At 58.9% G+C, this 17,685-nt stretch carries 14 protein-coding genes and 1 pseudogene; all 15 read right to left on the bottom strand.

What is annotated here, in order from left to right:
* Positions 1-87 precede the first annotated feature (87 nt).
* The 15 genes and pseudogenes from tnpA to infC all read right to left on the bottom strand — a co-directional run bounded on the left by tnpA (position 88) and on the right by infC (position 17,653).
* A pseudogene (gene tnpA, locus GFC01_RS11340) lies at positions 88-527 on the bottom strand (IS200/IS605 family transposase).
* Positions 528-747: 220 nt separating this feature from the next.
* Positions 748-5,214: a coiled-coil domain-containing protein gene (locus GFC01_RS11335; protein WP_152947240.1), complete on the bottom strand. Its 4,467-nt coding sequence runs from the start codon at positions 5,212-5,214 to the stop codon at positions 748-750.
* Positions 5,183-5,944 carry a DUF6063 family protein gene (locus GFC01_RS11330; RefSeq protein WP_152947239.1) on the bottom strand — a complete coding sequence of 254 codons (762 nt, stop codon included), beginning with the start codon at positions 5,942-5,944 and terminating at the stop codon, positions 5,183-5,185. Before GFC01_RS11330 ends, GFC01_RS11335 begins: the two co-directional genes overlap by 32 nt.
* Complete coding sequence (locus GFC01_RS11325) at positions 5,934-7,523, bottom strand: hypothetical protein (protein ID WP_152947238.1); 1,590 nt, start codon at positions 7,521-7,523, stop codon at positions 5,934-5,936. The genes GFC01_RS11330 and GFC01_RS11325 overlap by 11 nt, the downstream gene beginning before the upstream one ends.
* On the bottom strand, positions 7,502-8,620 hold the full coding sequence (locus GFC01_RS11320) for a hypothetical protein (RefSeq protein ID WP_152947237.1): 1,119 nt from the start codon (positions 8,618-8,620) through the stop codon (positions 7,502-7,504). The genes GFC01_RS11325 and GFC01_RS11320 overlap by 22 nt, the downstream gene beginning before the upstream one ends.
* A 253-nt stretch (positions 8,621-8,873) precedes the next feature.
* The gene (locus GFC01_RS11315; RefSeq protein WP_152947236.1) at positions 8,874-9,149 is read right to left on the bottom strand and encodes a cell division protein ZapA; all 276 of its coding nucleotides are present in this window, start codon (positions 9,147-9,149) and stop codon (positions 8,874-8,876) included.
* Positions 9,150-9,225: 76 nt separating this feature from the next.
* Positions 9,226-11,655, bottom strand: coding sequence for a phenylalanine--tRNA ligase subunit beta (pheT, locus tag GFC01_RS11310; RefSeq protein ID WP_152947235.1), 2,430 nt, complete (start codon positions 11,653-11,655; stop codon positions 9,226-9,228).
* A gap of 20 nt (positions 11,656-11,675) precedes the next feature.
* Positions 11,676-12,698, bottom strand: coding sequence for a phenylalanine--tRNA ligase subunit alpha (gene pheS, locus GFC01_RS11305; RefSeq protein ID WP_152947234.1), 1,023 nt, complete (start codon positions 12,696-12,698; stop codon positions 11,676-11,678).
* Positions 12,699-12,930: 232 nt separating this feature from the next.
* Positions 12,931-13,023 carry a YqzL family protein gene (locus GFC01_RS11300; RefSeq protein ID WP_152947233.1) on the bottom strand — a complete coding sequence of 31 codons (93 nt, stop codon included), beginning with the start codon at positions 13,021-13,023 and terminating at the stop codon, positions 12,931-12,933.
* Between the two features lie 94 nt (positions 13,024-13,117).
* Entirely contained in the window at positions 13,118-13,906 is a 789-nt protein-coding gene (locus tag GFC01_RS11295) for a TrmH family RNA methyltransferase (protein ID WP_152947232.1), read from the bottom strand.
* Positions 13,907-14,034: 128 nt separating this feature from the next.
* A complete protein-coding gene (locus GFC01_RS11290; RefSeq protein ID WP_152947231.1) occupies positions 14,035-14,679 on the bottom strand; it encodes a potassium channel family protein in 645 nt (214 codons plus the stop codon).
* 101 nt (positions 14,680-14,780) lie between these two features.
* Entirely contained in the window at positions 14,781-16,151 is a 1,371-nt protein-coding gene (locus GFC01_RS11285; protein ID WP_423244388.1) for a TrkH family potassium uptake protein, read from the bottom strand.
* A 149-nt stretch (positions 16,152-16,300) separates the two neighbouring features.
* Positions 16,301-16,660 (bottom strand): 50S ribosomal protein L20, encoded by a 360-nt coding sequence (gene rplT / locus GFC01_RS11280; RefSeq protein WP_152947230.1) that lies wholly within the window; start codon positions 16,658-16,660, stop codon positions 16,301-16,303.
* A gap of 232 nt (positions 16,661-16,892) precedes the next feature.
* Complete coding sequence (gene rpmI / locus GFC01_RS11275) at positions 16,893-17,090, bottom strand: 50S ribosomal protein L35 (protein ID WP_152947229.1); 198 nt, start codon at positions 17,088-17,090, stop codon at positions 16,893-16,895.
* Positions 17,091-17,107: 17 nt separating this feature from the next.
* The gene (gene infC / locus GFC01_RS11270) at positions 17,108-17,653 is read right to left on the bottom strand and encodes a translation initiation factor IF-3 (RefSeq protein ID WP_341473922.1); all 546 of its coding nucleotides are present in this window, start codon (positions 17,651-17,653) and stop codon (positions 17,108-17,110) included.
* Positions 17,654-17,685: the final 32 nt, after the last annotated feature.

Genomic DNA, 17,685 nt, shown 5'->3' with positions numbered 1-17,685 from the left:
CTGTTGGGATGTACACCTAATTTTTTTGCCGCTTTGCTGATGGTTAACAGTTCCATAATTTTATGGTAGCATTATTGTTATATTTTGTCAAGTATTATTGGGATACTGGTAGCTGCTGCAAACCTCCCTCCGGGGTGATTTTTGGGCTTCGATGTACTTGCGAATAGTCTCGGCGCTTACGTTGCCAGCAGTGCCAATATAGTAACCCCTGCTCCACATCCCGCTGCCCCAAAAGTATTTCTTTTTAAGGCTGGGGAAAGCGGCAAATATTTTGTTGGCGGTAATGCTTTTGGCTTCCTGACAATATCGGTGGGAGCCACCGTGGGCGGGGCCGATAGGAAAATGTGTAGGTGATCCGGCATGGTTTCCATCTGAATGAGAGTGTATCCGTAATCGTTGCAGATTTCCTGAATTGTCAATTTTACGGTATCTTCCACCCCGCCGGTGATTACCTTATGCCGGTATTTGGGGCAAAACACGCTATGGTAATTGATGTTGTAGACGCAATGGTTCGTTTTCCCTTCCATGGTTCAATTATACCATGAGAGCAAATGTTTGGACATATTTTATCGCCCTGCCGGGCGATGCCCCGCTCGATCCACCCCACAAGGGGGTGGGTTTTCAGGGGCGGTTTCTATAAAAGGGGGGCCGGCTATTACCCGGCCGCCCTGTATGATTTAGCGCACCAGCTTTAATAAACCGTAGATCACGCCTGTCCGGCCCATCCAGATCCCGGATTGTCCCGGACTAAAACAGGCGCAGCTGCCCGCCCAGATCCTCGCCCCACTCCACCCGGCCGGCCCCGGGCACGCTGGCCCGGGCAGGTTCCACGCCTACCCGGTAAATACCCGGCTGGCTTTCATCCACCGGGATCATCCGCTGCTGGCCGCTCAATGTCGGCCTGGGTACCAGGCTGTACAGGACGTTAAACTCCCGCATGATTTCGGTCTGGCGGTGGGCGGTAACGCAGAAAAGCTGCGCCCCGGTCTGCCGCGCCACGGCCATGACCATCTCCAGGATATGGCCGCTGGATGCCCCCCCGAAGGGGTTATCGGCAATGATTACGCTGTGCTGCTGCCCGGGATTGCGGCGCTGGCGCAGGTGGGCCATCAATACCACGAATACGGCAAAACGGGCGGCGTAGCGCTGGCCCTCCGACCAGCTCAGCAGGGCATCCCAGCTCTGGTAATCCCTGTTCTGGTAGGGCTGGCTATCGGAGCGGGGCTTTAAGACGGCGAAACGGATTTCCTCCAGTGGCACCAGCTGCTGCACCAGGGCGGAAGAACGCACCGCTGCGGCCAGGCCGGCACGAATGCTGTCGTCATCTTTACCGGCCTGCCGCTGTTGCACGGCATCGTCAATGGCCCTGTGCAGGTGGCGCCGGATGCTTTCCCTGGCTTCCTGCACATCCGGCTGGCGCAGGTCCACGCTGATCAGGGGAACCTTGTCTCCCCTCAGCTCTACCCGCGACTTTGTCTGGAGCATTTTCAGCTCATCCAGAATGGCCGCCGCCTGCCGGTAGGAGCGGTCCACCATCTCTTCCATCACCTGGTTGGCCTCAGCCAGGCGGCGTTCCACCTCGCTTAGAGCATTTTGAATCACCCGGGAGACATGGGTCAGGCTGGCGGCAACGGGGACGGTGTCCCTTTCCCACCCCGGCAATTCCGTTCTGGATTGCAGCTGGCGGAAAAACTGGTCGATATCCCGGTTGTTCAGCACTGCCAGTTCCTCCCGGCAGGCTTTCACCAGCTGCAGCCATTGGCTGTGGCTGTGCTCCACTGCCTGGCGACATTGGGCCAGCTTCCGGTTTGCTTCTCTAACCGCTGCGCCGGGCGCCCCGGGATCCCGCCGTAATGTTTCCTTTTCCTGCCTGTTATCCCAGGCCGGCAGCCCGCCGTCACCCACCCCGTCCGCAGCCAGATCGGCCGCAGCGTTAGCATAGGAGTTCCTCAGTTGAGCCATAAAATCCCGGCGCCCTTGTAGTTTTGAATCCGCACCGTCCAGTTTCCGCCTCCGGTTCCTTAAATCCAGCCGGTGCTGCTCCAGGTCTATCCCGTCCAGATCCGCCGGAGCCCGGCCATATTTGTCCATTACCCGCTGGTATTCGGTATTGTAGGCACCGGTGGCCAGGTCAACCTGTCTCTGGGCCTCCCGCTGCTCTTTTTCGGCCTGTTCCAGTTCCCTGCGTAAAACTTCTACCTTCTGCCGCCAGGAATCCAGTTCGTCATCGGTCACCGGGCGGAACAGATCCCGCACCACTTCCGGCGCCACCCCGGTTTCCCGGATCTCCCGGTCCAGGTCTTTTAATTCTTCCGCATACTCCCGGATGCGTTTTTCAATTTCCCCAAGCTCACCACTTCCCTGGTCCAGAACGGCTATCTTCGCCTTTAAAACACCCGCCATTTCCGTATACTCTTTCAGGCAGGCCGGGTCCGTTACCGGACAGGTGGTCAACTGATCTTCAACAGGTGCCCCGGCATAACCGGGTGGGAACATTTCCACCCCATCCTGTTCCATTTCCTTTATCCTGCTGGCGGTGGCCCTGGCCTGCTCCTTTAATCTTTCCTGCTCTTCCTGCAGGGACTCCCGCTGCCGGGCCAGGTTGTTTATTTCCCCTGCCAGCGCGGCCTCTTCCATGAGGAGGTGTCTTTCCTGTTCACACCGCTCCATTTCCAGCGACCATTCCGCATTGTACTCCGCCAGGCGCTCCAGCAGGGAACCCAGCCTGGTCGCCCGCATTTCCATCCGCCGCTCCTGCTCCTGTGCCGCTGCCAGTTCGCCCGAAAGGGCGGCCATTCTACCTGCCGCTGCCTCCAGGTCCTTCTTCAACTGTTCCAGGGCACCGGCCTTTTCCCGCAGTACCAGTTCCCACTCCTCTTCCCGGTTGTAACGGTGGCCTTCCTGCCACTTCTGCAGGGCTGCCGCCGCCTGCCGCCGGCTTTCCATATCCCGGCCCAGGCGGTTGATTTGTTCTGACAGTTCCTCCCCCTGCGCCTCCATTTCCTGGATAAGAGCGGCGGCCCGGGCGGGGTACACAAAGGGCTCCAGGCCTTTATTCCGGAAAAAGTAAACCTGTGTTTCTTCCCCGCCATCCAGCTGGAGGCTGCCACGGGCCGCCACCGGTACCGCCGCGCTCAGGTCTATTTTTAATTCCACCCCCCGCTCTACCAGCCGGACGATTTGCTCCCCTTCAGCGATCAGGGCGTAGGGCAGCCAGGGGAAACGGGTCACCCAGGCCTGCCGCCGGGCATCGCTGTCCAGGCCCTGCAGCCAGGACGCACCCGTTACGCTCTTTACCCCGTACTCCTCCAGGACTGCCTGCAGGCGGGCCACGTCGGCATTGGGCAGGGGACCGCCAGCACCGGAAAAGAGCAGCCGCCGTTCTTCCAGCCGGTTCTTTTCCACTTCCAGGCGCACCTTCCCGGCCTCCAGGTGCGCAATCTGCCGGGCCAGTTCTGCCTTTAAACCCGCGGGATTCGCCACCGGGTCGGGTGAGACGACCCCGGCCAGGGCCAGTGTCTCCCGCAGGGACAGCAAATCCCTGCGCCAGGCTTCATATTGTTGCTCTGTCTCACGGATCTCCTGCTGCAGGACGCCCTCCCTGGTCCGCAGGCCCTCCAGTTCCTTCCTCACTGCGTCCTGCTCCCGCCACCCCGTGGCGGCCGTTTCCTTCCAGTGTTTCAGGGCTTCCTCAGCCAGGTTCTTTTCGGCAACCACCCGGGCTTTAGCCGGTTCCGGCTCCTCCAGCGGTATGGCCAGGCCTTCCCTGCCCATTTCCCGGGCCACGCTGTCTTTAAGCTTAACAAAACCTTCCCGCAAACCCAGCAGGTTGGCCCGTTTCTCCCGGCATTCCTGCAGCCGCGCTTCCCTGCGGCCGATTTCCCGGTCGATGGATTGCAGTTCCCGCTGCAATTCCTGCAGGCGGTCCTTTTCCAGCTGTTCCCTCTGCCGCCAGCCATGGAGCAATGCCCGGTATAACGGCCACACCTTTTCCCGCAAGGACTGGATTTCCCTTTCCTGCTGTTCCCGCCCTACCATCAACTGCCGTTTACGCTCTTCTTCCTGCCGTAAACTGGCTGTCTTGTCCTGGTATTTTCCCCAGTAACGCCAGGCTTTATGGCGGCGGTAGGACTCTTCTGCCCGGTCATAATCCCGGCGTACGTCATTAAACCGCATGGTTGCCTTTTCCAGGTCAACCTGCAGCCGCTCCTTTTCCCGTTTCTTTTCTTCCACCACCAGGGAGTCCATCTGGAATTGAATCTCCTGAATCCTGCCGCGGCATCTCTCCCTGGCCGCGTCCAGGCGCCGGATGGCCAGGTCCAGCCGGGGTATACCCCGTTCCAGGGTGGCATAAAGGGAACAGCGCTCCCCCTCTGCCTCCTCTACCTGATCACCGGCCTCCCTGACCTGCTCCAGTGCCTCTGCCAGGCGGGGCAGGCGCTGGCTTAACTGTTCCAGCGCCCCTTTGTTAGCCTTCAGTTCAGGCAGGCGCATTAACTCTTCCGCTGCCTGCTGAAAAGCCCGGGTCAGGGAGTCATTTCCATCAGCGGTACGTCCCAGCACACCATCAAAGGCAGGAATCAAAAGTCGCTCTAATAGCTGTGGTGTTTTGCTGCAGGACTCAAAAAATTTGCCCACCCCGCCCTCCGAGGAATTGGTGATCAGCACCTGCTCCCATTCCCAGGGGTCAATCATGTAGCTTTGCAATTCCCGCTGGTACTCCCGGCGCCGGTCGGAGGCAAAGGTACGCACCCGGGAGCCGCTGGCAGCCAGCCTTTCCCTGAGCTGGCGATAATTAAGGGTCCGCCCGTCTTCACCCAGCAGGGGAAAAGACTCCAGATCCCAGGGATTGCGCTCGCCATATTCGGTAAGGTAGGTAAAATAATCGATATCACGGTGGGCGCTGCCCAGGTTCTCGGCAAAACAAAAACCGGTCAACAGGTACCAGTAGCGGTTGCCGTCCAGCAGCCATTCCACCAGGACGTGCCCGGTGAAGGGTACTTCCTGCACCAGGCCCGCCAGCCTGCGGCCCTGCAAGGGCACGTTTGGACAAACCACCTGGGCGATCAGCTGCAGGAGCAAGGTCTTGCCGCCACCGTTGTGCAGGAGCAAGAGACCGTTATACCCGCCAAGGTTTAAGATGAGGTTATCAAAAATGCGGTTGCCCTTATCATAGCGTATATTATGCAGGCGTATCCGGTTGATCCTGGGCATAACCGGCACCTCCTCCACTGCCCTGGAGCAGTTCCAGGATCAGGTTCTTGCGTTGCTGGTGGTTGTAGTAGTGGGCCACCATGCTGTTGAGCCTGGGCAGGGGGTAAACCTGGCGGTTGTCATATATCTTGACCAGCCGGTGTTCCTCCAGAAAAGCAAGGGTGCGCAACAGGTAGCCCCAGCGGGTATTGGTGCTGCGGGGACGCACCGCCTCCGGCCGCTGCAGGGCCAGGTCATTCCATAGACGGGCCGGCTCCACCAGGTTCATCCTGGCCCTGTTCTCCAGTTCCTCCACGTCCTCCCGGGCCAGCAGGGCCTGAAAGTTGCTGCTGACCAGGCGTTCCAGTTCCGCCAGGGGGATAAAGTCCCGGGAAGGGCCGGTGGTATCGTCGCTGTTGTAAAGGGCGGCCAGCAGGGTCAATACGATAAAGGAACAGAGATACAGTTCGGTGTTTGTATCCACCTTTAATTGATCCCGCAGTTCCGCGTTTGAGTAATTAAAAATACTGTCTTCCTCCATACCGGCGGTCAGGTAAAATTCGTCGCCGGCATGAAGGAGTTTAATCCCGAAGACCGGTTCCAGCACCTCCTGCCAGAGGTTGAGCACATCCGGATCCTGTTGCACCCGTAAGATCAGGCTGCCGTTGTTTTCCCGGTTGACCACCGGCTCCTTTAACAGCTCCCGCAACAGGGTCAGTGCCGTGGTTACTGTAGACTGTTCATACTGCATCCCCATCCCCCCGCCTTAAAACCAGATCTGTGATTTCTATGCCGTAAGGAAGGGTCACCGTTCCTTCCCCGGCCGCCACGGTCACCACACCCAGGCCGGCCAGGGAAGGTTCCTTTTGTAAAAGTTGATAGAGGGCAAATTCGGCCAGGTCACTGCCCCCGGGAACATAATCCCAGGGCAGATAAGCCGGTATTTTACCCGCCTGGTGCAAAAGAAGCACCAGGTAAACAAAGGCCCGCACCTCTTCTTCCGGCCAGCCATCCAGGGCCGCCCCGGCAAGCACCCTGCTTAAATGCACTGCAGATCCCGTGGTCAATGGCTCCAGCAGGAGCCGCAGGCAACGCTGCAGCAAGTCTACAGTCCTGGCCTGCCGTTCCTCCTCCGCGGCCTCCAGTTCCCGCCGGGCTGCCTCGTCCATTTCTTCCGGCACCGCCTCGGGCGGGCGTTCCCGTTCCCGGCCGATCAGCGCCTGCGGTCCCAGGAAAGTATTCAGACCTAAAAGCCGCGGCAAGCGCACCCGCAAAAGAGGCAGCAGCCCCACCCGGGTTAAGACCTGCCCCGGGGGATTCTGGCGCAGCACTTCGGCCAGAAACTCCTTTTCCAGGTGAAAACGCACCGTCAGGGTGCTGCGCAGGCTGGCCAGCAGGGCCTCTTCCACCAGCAAGTTCAGCTCCAGCTTGTGGTTAAACAGGTCCAGGTGCCGCTGGGCCACCTCATAAAGGCGCCTGTCCAGGCGCTCCACGCTGGCCAGCCGCTCATCTTCCCCGGAGGAGGCAGAGGCCAGGTTCCGGCGCGTTTCCCGTACCAGGGAAATCAGGTTGGCAAAAGTTTCCCGTTCCCGGTCCAGCTGCTGCTTCATGCGGTTGATCAGGCGCTGGTAGGCGGGTGCCTCCACCGCTTCCACCACATTGCGCCGGATCTGGTCCCGCAGGGCCTCTACCTCCCGTTCCATGGTTGTTACCGCTACCCCCAGCTCGTTAACCGTCTGCAGCGCCCCTTCGAAGGTACCCCGGCGAATCTGCTGGTCCAGGTACAGCTGCATTACCGAGAATTGCAGGTCGCGGTAAATCTCCCGGGACTTGAAGAGAAGATCCAGCCCGGTCTCAGTCAGCCGGATGCTTACCGTATCCCGGTCGGGCAGGGAGAGGGGTTGCTGCTCCAGCAGGCGAAACTTTATTTGGTGGTCCTGGCCGTCCAGCGGACTGTGGAATTCATAGATAAAGGGCCGTCCCTGGTTGGTCAGCTCGTCCAGGAGCTTTTGCGTGAGTTGAACCCCTTCCGTCCGGGAGATCTGCTTCCCCGTGAGCCGGGGCACCACGGCGGCCACAAAACCCTCGGCATCCTCGTAGGTACACGGCTCATAGTGGAGCATTTTTTCCAGGATAAAAAGCATAAGACACAGCCCCAATTCCAGTCCATGAAATTCCCGCAGGCTGTGCTTATTCCTGAGATCATACAGGGGGAAAACCGCCGCCAGGGAAGCCAGGCGATCATCAAAGCTGGTCAATTCCGGCCGCGGGCCGGGGAAGGGCGACGCCGGCCGCGGGGGCAGGGCGTTTAACGCCGGCAGGCCGGCCACAGGCACACCTCCCCTCTAGCTGCCAGGATGCTGGCGGCCAGGGCCTCCTGGGGAACCACCAGGCCATCTTCCCACAGGCGCTGAATACGTTCCCCCAGGTCAGGGGAACAGCATTGGAAAAAGCTCTGCATTTCCTGCGGGTTCACCCGGGACTGGTCGCTGGTCAGGGGGCGGCTGCGCCCCGTTTCCAGCAACTGCAGGTACAGGGGCTCAGCCGGAAGCACGGGAAAGGGCCTGGCTCCCTCTTGCCCCCCGGCCACCGCCGCCATTAGCCCGGCACAGATGGCCACCCCCTGGGGATCCAGGTCGCCAAAATAAAAGAAAGTTGGCTGGATATTACTAGCAACGCATTCAAAAATAAACGGCCAACTGTGCAGAATTTTCTTCCCCTCGCCATAAATCAGGAAATGCACCGCGGGGACAGTGACCAGTTTACCGGCGGCCAGCAGCGTTTTAAAGGAAAAAAACGTATCCTTGTTCTCCACCACCAGGCAAAAGACGTTCCCGTCCCGGGCTGGAAGACCGGTGGACCAGTAAAAAAAGGGTTCCGGTGCCGGCAGGCAATGCAGGTCCTCCAGCGTGAGCTTAAGCCTTTTTAAAAGCTGTTTTCCGGAAGTACTGGCCAGGAATTTCTCATCGCCGGTCAGCCAGAAGGACCGCTCGTTAACCGTATCCCATACCAGGGGAGGGCAACCGGCCTTTTCCACCAGGTAGCTGTCGATGCTCTTTAAAATTTGCCGCACAGGTACATATTCCTGAGGATGATCCAGAAAGTAGGCCAGGCTCATTCCCGATTGATAGGTGGTCAGCATCTCCTGGACGGCCCAGGAATAATCCTCCAGGGAGGGCGATAGCCTGCGGTAACGTAAAGCCAGTGGGGGCCGGCGGCCGTTTTCCCCGGCTGCCTTTACCGGCCGGAGCAACCCTTCCTGGACCAGCTGGTTGATCGCCCGGGCAAGGGCCTGGTACCCGCCGGCATTTTCCCAATCCCGGCCCATTTGCCGGATCAGCGGCTCCTCAATGTCCGCCACCAGATCCAGCATTTTATGCCGGCTGGCCGCCACCACCCGCCGCACCCCGTCAAGCATAGTCACCATGCTCATCCCTTCGCTATGGGCTTTAAACAAAAGCGGGCGGGAACCGGCCCGCCCGGCAGGTGAATTTCCGTTTCAAGCCCCATAATACACTCATCAGGTCAGGGACCAGCCCGCTTTAGCTCAAAGTTCAATAACGCCACCGGTACCCCGCTATGGTGCCTCGTTATCCACGCTATCCAGTGCTCCGCAAGGTCGTTGCTTTGGACAACGCGGCACCATGCTGATAGTAGCGGTTTTACTGAACAATTACGTCTTACTTCACCTTCCGGTCCACTTCCAGCAGTTTCGCCAGTTCATCGTACTCCTTCTGCAGCTTCATCAGTTCATCGGCTATGTTCAGGGCCGTGAGCAGCGCCGCCCGGGTCAGCCCCAGGCGGGGGTTGCGGGTGATCACCTGGCGGATCTTTTTATTGACATACTGGGCCAGCATGCGCAGGTATTCTTCCGGCGCGTCGCCCTTCAGGGTATAATATTCGCCAAATATCTCCACTTCCACCCGGGTTTCCTTCTGGGTTTCCTTTTCCGCCATGGCCGTTTCCCCCCGGTTTTTATTGGTTTTTATCTTCGCCCTGAAAGGGGAAACTCCTGCCAAAATGACAGATTTTTTAACTCCGCAATTCCGCCCCCAGCTGTTTGGCCAGGGCCGCGGCAATGGCCGCCGTGTGGGCCATCACTTCCTCATCGGTCAGGGTGCGGTCCTCCGCCTGGAATTTCAGGGCAAAGGCCAGGCTGCGGTGGCCTTCCTTAATCTGCTCCCCTTCGTAAACATCAAACAGCTGCACCGACTGCAGCAGGTGCCCGCCGACCTTGCGGATGATCCGCAGCACATCGGCGGCCGGGATGTCCCGGCGTACCACCACGGCCAGGTCCCTCTCCACGGCGGGGAAGCGGGGCAGGGGGCGGTAGCGAGGCACGGCACCGGCCAGGGAAAGAAATGCCTGCAAATCCAGCTCGCAGCCGGTGACCCGGGTGTCCAGCCCGTAGTTTTCCAGCACGTTGGGGTGGATCTCGCCCAGGATGCCCAGCCTTTCCCCGTTCACCTGCACATAAGCGGTGCGCCCGGGGTGAAAGGCGGGATTTTCCCTTTCCGGCTGGAAAACCAGCCGGCCCAGGCCCATTCTCTCGCCCAGGGTTTCCAGCACACCTTTAAGGTAATAGAAATCCAGGGGTGTCCCGGCCCTGTTCCAGCCGCCGGGCAGCCGGCCCATGGCCGCCATGGCCAGCACCGGCCGTTCTTCGGGCAAGGGTTCTCCTTCCCTGGAGAGGAATACCCTGCCGATCTCAAAAATGGCCCCATCGGTCACCCGGCGGTTGAAGTTGCGCTGCAGCACTTCCACCAGGCCGGGCAGCAGCATGGTGCGCATCACCGACTGGTCCTCACTCAAGGGGTTCTGCAGACGGATCATCTGACGCAGTGGGCTTCCGGCGGGTACTTTAAACCGGTCCGGCACCGCCGGGCTGGTGAAGCTGTATGTAATCACCTCGGAAAGGCCGCACCCGGCCAGCAGGTCCTTTATCCTTTTTAACAATACCTGTTCCCGGGTCCTGGCGCCCCTGGTGGTGTTGCCGTAGGGCAGGGTGGCGGGGATGCGGTTATAGCCGTAAAGGCGGGCCACCTCTTCAATGAGATCGATTTCCAGGCCGATATCCACCCGGTGGCCGGGCACATCCACCAGGATTTCACCGCTATCCGCCCTTTTCACACCAAAGCCCAAGCGGTTTAAAACATCTCTGGTTTCTTCCGGGGAAATGTCCGTTCCCAGCACATGCCCCACCCGCTCCGGGCGTACGATGACCGTTTTGCGCTGGGCGGGCTGCGGGTAGTTGTCCACCACTATGCCGGCCACTGCCCCGGCGCCGATTTTCTCCAGCAGGTGGGCGGCCCGGTTGGCAGCCGTCAGGCATCCCTCCAGGTCGATGCCCTTTTCAAAGCGGGTGGAGGATTCGGAACGCAGCCCCAGGGCCCGGGAGGTGCGGCGGATGCTCACCGGGTGGAACCAGGCCGATTCTAAAAGCACCGTGGTGGTGTTGTCCGTCACTTCGGTGGCCAGGCCGCCCATGACCCCGGCCACGGCCACCGGCCCGCCGGGATCAGTGATGGCCAGCATTTCACCGGTCAGGCGCCGCTCCACCCCGTCCAGGGAAACAATCACCTCCCCTGGCCGTGCCCGGCGGACAATAATATGGCCCTCTTTCAGTGTGTCATAGTCGAAGGCGTGCAGGGGCTGGCCCAACTCCATCATCACATAGTTGGTGATGTCCACAATGTTGCTGATGGGCCGGATTCCCGCCGCCCGCAGCCGCTCCTGCATCCACAGGGGGGATGGTTTTACCTGCACATGGGTAAACAGGCGGGCCACATAGCGGCGGCAGAGGTCCGGGTCGGCAATGTCCACCCGCACCCGCCCTTCCAGGGTGGGAGCGGGCACCTCCCGCACCGATGTTTCCGGAAAGCGTAAGGTGGTGCCGAAGAGGGCGGCCACTTCCCGGGCTACGCCGATCATGGACAGGCAGTCCCCCCGGTTGGGCGTCAGGTCCAGCTCCAGGATCACATCGTCCAGGCCGATTACCGGGTGGATATCCAGGCCAATGGGGGTGTCGCCGGGAAGGATCATGATGCCGTGGGCCTGGTCGGCAGGCATGGTTTTGGGGTCCAGGCCCAGTTCCTGGCCGGAGCAGAGCATGCCCCGGGATTCCACACCCCGCAGCCTGGCCTTTTTAATCACCAGCCCGCCGGCCAGGTGCGCCCCTTCCACGGCCACGGGCACCACATGGCCCTCCCGCACGTTGGTGGCGCCGGTAACGATCTGCCGCAGTTCCCCCTCACCGGTGTCCACCATACAGACCACCAGTTTGTCCGCATTGGGGTGGGGCTCGATTTTTACAATGCGGCCGGTAACCACATTGGTGATCCCTTTTCCCGGTTCCTCCAGCCCTTCCACAGCCACCCCGGCCATGGTCAGCCGGTCGGCCAGATCCGCCGGGTTAACCGGTATATCCACATATTCCTTCAGCCATTTCCACGAAACCCGCAAAGCAGTAATCTCCTTTCCGGTTAAAACTGGGTCAAGAAACGCAGGTCGTTGTCAAAGAACAGGCGCAGGTCGTCAATACCGTATTTGAGCATGGCGATGCGCTCTATGCCCATGCCGAAGGCAAAGCCAATCACTTCTTCGGAATTGTAGCCGGACATTTCCAGCACCCGGGGGTGGACCATGCCGCAGCCCAGGATCTCCAGCCAGCCGGTGTGGGAACAAACCCGGCAGCCGCGGCCGCCGCACATGACACAGGAAATATCCATCTCGGCGCTGGGTTCGGTAAAGGGGAAGTAGCTGGGGCGGAAGCGGGTGCGGGTGTCAGCACCGAACATCTCCCGGGCAAAGACATCCAGCACGCCCTTTAAGTCTCCGAAGGTAATTCTTTTATCGATGGCCAGGCCTTCCACCTGGTGAAACATGGGTGAGTGGGTGGCATCGTCGTCCCGGCGGTAGACCTTACCCGGGGCGATGATCTTCACCGGCAGGGCCGGGGCGGTGCGCTCCATGGTCCGCACCTGCACCGGTGAAGTATGGGTGCGCAGGAGCACCTCCGGGGCAATAAAGAAGGAATCCTGCATGTCCCGGGCGGGGTGATCCTTGGGCAGGTTCAGCGCTTCGAAGTTATAGTAGTCCAGTTCCACCTCCGGCCCTTCGGCAATGGAAAAACCCAGGCCCAGGAAAATATCCTCAATTTCCTCCTGCACCACGGTCAGGGGATGCTTTTTCCCCGGGAAAAAGGACGTCCCGGGCAGGGTAATGTCGATGGTCTCGGCCTGTAAACGCAGTTGCCCGACCTTTTCTTTAATCTCGGCGGTGCGCCGGGCCAGTTGCTGCTCCAGTTCCTCCCGGATCTCATTGGCCAGCTGCCCTATTTTCGGCCGCTCTTCCGCCGGCAGGCTGCCCATACCCCTTAATATACGGGTCAGTTCGCCCTTTTTGCCCAGGTAATGGATGCGGATTTTTTCCAGTTCTTCCAGGCTCCCGGCCCCTTGTAGTTCCTGTCCTGCCTTCTCTGCCAGATTATGTAACTGTTCCTCCAAAGCAGGAATCCCCCTCCTTACGACATATTTTTCCCCAAAACACAAAAACCGCCCCTTCCAGGGACGGGAATCTAAATTCCGCGCTACCTGCGGCCGGCAAACACCACTTCACCAGCATCCTTCACTTCCCGAACCGGTATAAGCACGAAAACCGGATACCCCTATCAAACGTCCCAATTAAACTGTCCTGAATGGGGCTTACCCTTTTTATCACCATTGGAACCGCAGCCACCTAATGCAGTGCGAACCTCCTGTACAGTATATAAGCCCGGATGGAGCCGGTTGCTTCGAACAGCCTCCAAAAAAATTCGGCGGTTAAAAACATTTAACCACTACCTTTCCTGTTTTTTTGGGGACCCTTCGCAGTTGATTATATCACAAGCCCCCTGTGAAAACAAGAAAGTTTCCAGAAAAATCGGTTAGGACTGCCGCTGGCGCACCGCCTCGTAAAGCATGATGGAGGCGGCCGCGGCCACGTTCAGGGACTCGGCCCGGCCGGGCATGGGAATAATTGCTAGGTGCGCCGCCCGGTCCCACCAGTAAGAAGAAATACCGGCCGCCTCACTACCCACCAGCAGGGCCGAAGGCCGGGTCAGGTCCACGGTCCACAGGGGAGTGCCGCCCCGGGGAACGCCGGCCACCACCTGGATGCCGCTGGAATGCAGGAAGGCCAGGAGTTCCTCCTCGCCGGCCGGCACCACCGGCAGGTGAAAAAGGGAACCCATGGTGGAGCGGATGGTCTTGGGGTTGTACAGGTCCACCGTGCCGGGCAGCAGAACCACCCCGCCGGCCCCGGCCGCATCGGCACTGCGGATAATGGTGCCCAGGTTGCCCGGATCGGCCACACCCTCCACCAGCACCAGCAGGGTGGGTGCGTCTTGAAACAATTCTCCCAGGGTGTACCCGGGTCTTTTCACCACCGCCAGCACACCCTGGGGATTAACGGTATCGGTTAGCTCCATCAGGAGCTTTTCCGCCACCGCCACCGTCCGGATGCCCTTCTGCCGGGCCTGTTCCAGAAGACCGGCGGCCCTTTCCTCCACCACGCCGGTATATAACAATACCTCCACGGGCCAGCCGCTGGAGAGCGCTTCCTGCACCAGGCGCACCCCTTCCAGCAAAAAGCGGCCTTCCTTTTCCCGCTGCCGGCGGCGGGACAGGCGCCGCACATACTTGATCAGGTTATTGCCGTGGCTTTTGATCTCCATAGTTTGGCCATATCCCCATTTTGGTAACCATACCTCTGCCGGGTGCCCGGTGGGGCCCCGCTGCTCCGGACAAACCGCGGCCGTCAACAACAATCACCGCCAAGCCATCACGGCCGGCCATTACCCATTTAACCGCCCAGGGTCTTCAGCTTTTCGTTCCGGCCCACCACCACCAGAATGTCGCCGTCATGCACCACCTGCTTGGCACCGGGGGAAATGATCACATCCCCGCCCCGGCGGATGGCCAGCACGGTAACGCCGTATTCCCGCCGGGCCGCCGATTCCTGCAGTGTCTTGCCCACAAACTCGGCCGGGGCCACCAGTTCCACAATGCTGTACTCCGGCGAAAGATTGATCTGATCCACAATATTTTTGGAGACCAGGGCATGGGCCACCCGCACCCCCATGTCCCGCTCCGGGAAGACCACCATATCGGCGCCCACCTTTTGCAACACCTTGCCGTGCAGGTCGCTGACCGCCTTGGCCACCACCCGGGGTACGCCCATCTCCTTGAGCATCACCGTCACCAGGATGCTGGACTGCACCTCCTGCCCGATGGCCACAATTACCACGTCAAAGTTGCGGATGCCCAGGGACTGCAGCGCCTGCTCGTCCATGGCGTCCACCTGCACCGCATAGGTCACTTCCTCGGTAATGGCATTGACCCGCTCTTCATTGGTGTCCACCGCCAGAACGTCATAGCCCATGCGGGACAGGGTCCTGGCCACGCTGGAGCCGAAACGCCCCAGACCGATTACGGCAAACTGTTTCATTGGGGATCCCTACCTCTATCAGTCATCGGTCGTCAGTCGTCAGTTGTTGGAAAAAACAGGTGCCTTGCAAGCCCCACATAAATATTACATATTTCCGGGAACTACCCCACCATTATTTTTTCTTCGGGATAACGCACCATGGTCTTGCGCCTTCTCTGGGCAAAGGCGTAGGCCAGGGTCAACGGTCCCAGGCGGCCGGCAAACATGGTCAGAATAATGGCCACCCTTCCCACCGGAGTCAGGGCGGGAGTGATGCCCATGGTCAGCCCCACGGTGCCGAAGGCCGAAGTGGTTTCAAACAGGGCGGCCAGAAAATTGCCCCCCTCGGTGATGCTTAGAATCATGGTGACCAGGGTTACCAGCCCGATGGACAGCAAAGTTACCGAAAGGGCCTTGTATACCTGCCAGGGGGGTATGCGCCGGCGGAAGAGCTCCACATCTTCCTTACCCTTGCTCAAAGAAAAGATGGTCACACTCATAAGCCCGAAAGTGGTGGTTTTTATACCGCCCCCGGTGGAGCCGGGGGAAGCGCCGATAAACATGAGAATGATGATTAAAAACTGGGTGGGCGGGTAAAGCTGTCCGATATCCACCGTATTATAGCCGGCGGTGCGCGGTGTGACGGACTGGAAATAGGAAGCCAGGATCTTCCCGTGCAGGGGCAGATCCTTTAAAATGTGGCCCCATTCCAAAAGGCCGAAGAGGAACGACCCACCCAGAATGAGCAGCCCGGTTACCCGCAGGACCAGCCGGGTATGCAGGGACAGGCGGCGGGTGCGCGGGTAGCGGTAAATTTCCATTACCGTGGCAAAGCCCAGGCCGCCCAGAATAATCAGGGTGGTGATGGACAGGTTCACCACCGGGTCACTCGCATAGCCGGTCAGGCTGCGGAACCCCCCCATAAGGTCGAACCCGGCGTTATTAAAAGCCGACACCGAGTGAAACAGCCCCAGCCACAGGCTCTTAGGCCAGCCGTAGTCCAGAGAAAAACGCAGGGCCAGGATGAGGGCAAAGGTACCCTCGGTAAGAACGGTAAAAATCAATACCGCCCGCACCAGGCGAACCACCCCGGCCACCCGCAGCTGGTTCAGGGACTCCTGGATGAGCAGGCGTTCCTTTAAACCGATGCGCCGCCCCATAATCACAAAAAAGAAGGTGGCCATGCTCATAAAACCCAGCCCGCCCACCTGGATGAGTAGCAGGATAACCACCTGCCCGAAGGTGGACCAGTAGGTGCCCGTATCCACCACCACCAGCCCCGTCACACAGACGGCCGAGGTGGCGGTAAACAGGGCGGTGAGAAAGTCGGTCCCCCGGCCGGAGGCGGTGGACACGGGCAGCATGAGCAGCAAAGCCCCGGCCAGGATCACCCCGGCAAAACCCAGCACCAGCACCTGGGGAGGACTCAAATGCAGGGGAAACCCCTTCGCCGAACCCATTTTGACCTTATGCTTTTCCCAACTCTGCTCCATGATGGACAAGGAATTATTCTCCATTCAAAGATTACAAGGGTTATTATAGAAAACTCCGGATAAAAAGTCCAGAAAAAACTAAGAGCATGGCGGACTGACCATGCTTAGTTTTTGTCTTAACAGAAAAGTTACTACAGTAAGCACCCCAATTAAGATCCGGCCCTGGACTTGGCCACCTCAACAAGCTGGCCAAAAGCCCGGGAATCGTTCACCGCCAGGTCGGCCAGCATTTTGCGGTTTATTTCCACCCCGGCCCGGCGCAGGCCGTTCATCAGACGGCTGTAAGTAATGCCGTTCATCCTGGCGGCCGCGTTGATGCGGGCAATCCACAGCTTGCGGAAATCCCGTTTTCTGTTCCGGCGATCCCGGTAGGCGTAGGCCAGGGACTTCATCACCTGCTGTTTGGCTATCCGGTAGAGCTTGCTCTTGGCCCCCCGGTAACCACGGGCCAGTTTAAGAATTTTTTTATGTCTTTTGCGCGATACCACACTGCTTTTGGCGCGTGGCATGACCATCTCCTCCTTTAAAAGTCATCGAACGACAGATGTCAGTCCACGGGTTAAGTGGCCCAGCACTCGCCGATGCATGTAATTTCGAAATGAAATGTGATTATGTGTGTATATTTTTTTAGCAACATCTGAACATCTGTGAGGGCTGGGCAGAATTACCTGCTTTTTTAAAAGACATTTCCATCCTTTCCGGTATCGCTATTAGCGACAGGGGTGACTCTTTATAAGTTCTTTATAAGTAAGGTAGGATGCGTTTAACCTTTCTGGCATCGGTGGCGCTCAATATACTGGATTTACGCAGCCGACGCTTGCGTTTGGCGCTTTTTTTCTCCAGGATGTGGCTATGAAAGGCATGATTGAATTTAAACTTCCCGCCGGCGGTTTTTTTGAACCGCTTGGCGGCACCCCGGTGTGTTTTAATTTTGGGCAAGGAAGGCCGCTCCTTTCTTATTCTGGATTAATTTCTTTGGTTTCCATCTTGATATCCTGCCGCGGTGTTAAAATCATGATCATGTTCTTTCCTTCCAGCTTGGGCTGTCTTTCAATAATGGATAAGTCCTTCAACTGCCCGGCCAGACGCAACAAGAGCTGGTGCCCCAGCTGGGTATGCACGATCTCCCGGCCCCGGAACATAATGGTGGCCTTGACCTTATCGCCGTCCTTTAAAAAACGGGCCGCATTCCTGGCCTTCACCTGAAAGTCATGCTCTTCGATATTTGGCCGCAGCTTGACTTCTTTGATATTTACAATGCGTTGCTTTTTCCTGGCTTCCTTTTCCCGTTTGCTCTGCTCGTATTTATATTTGCCGTAATCCATTAAACGGCAAACCGGAGGCTTGGCCGTGGGAGCGATTTCCACCAGGTCCAGCTGCCGCTCCTCCGCCAGACGCAGGGCTTCCCGGGTGGGCATGATGCCCAGCTGGTTGCCGGAGGTATCCACTACCCTTACTTCCCTGACCCGAATCTCTTCATTTACCCGGAAATCCTTGGTAATACTTATTCACCTCCTTTTCCAAATGAGTAAAA

The organism is Desulfofundulus thermobenzoicus (genome assembly GCF_009428905.1).
Taxonomy (GTDB): Bacteria; Bacillota; Desulfotomaculia; order Desulfotomaculales; family Desulfovirgulaceae; genus Desulfofundulus_A; species Desulfofundulus_A thermobenzoicus.
Note: the sequence above shows the minus strand (reverse complement) of the source record. Positions and strands in the feature narration are given on the sequence as shown.

What these genes read in the sequence shown, in the direction of transcription:
- GFC01_RS11335 (WP_152947240.1), bottom strand. Translation starts at nt 5,214, where the DNA reads ATGCCCAGGATCAACCGGATACGCCTGCATAATATACGCTATGATAAG.
- GFC01_RS11330 (WP_152947239.1), bottom strand. Translation starts at nt 5,944, where the DNA reads ATGCAGTATGAACAGTCTACAGTAACCACGGCACTGACCCTGTTGCGG.
- GFC01_RS11320 (WP_152947237.1), bottom strand. Translation starts at nt 8,620, where the DNA reads ATGGTGACTATGCTTGACGGGGTGCGGCGGGTGGTGGCGGCCAGCCGG.
- GFC01_RS11315 (WP_152947236.1), bottom strand. Translation starts at nt 9,149, where the DNA reads ATGGCGGAAAAGGAAACCCAGAAGGAAACCCGGGTGGAAGTGGAGATA.
- GFC01_RS11300 (WP_152947233.1), bottom strand. Translation starts at nt 13,023, where the DNA reads ATGTTTTTAACCGCCGAATTTTTTTGGAGGCTGTTCGAAGCAACCGGC.
- GFC01_RS11295 (WP_152947232.1), bottom strand. Translation starts at nt 13,906, where the DNA reads ATGGAGATCAAAAGCCACGGCAATAACCTGATCAAGTATGTGCGGCGC.
- GFC01_RS11290 (WP_152947231.1), bottom strand. Translation starts at nt 14,679, where the DNA reads ATGAAACAGTTTGCCGTAATCGGTCTGGGGCGTTTCGGCTCCAGCGTG.
- GFC01_RS11285 (WP_423244388.1), bottom strand. Translation starts at nt 16,151, where the DNA reads ATGGAGCAGAGTTGGGAAAAGCATAAGGTCAAAATGGGTTCGGCGAAG.
- rplT (WP_152947230.1), bottom strand. Translation starts at nt 16,660, where the DNA reads ATGCCACGCGCCAAAAGCAGTGTGGTATCGCGCAAAAGACATAAAAAA.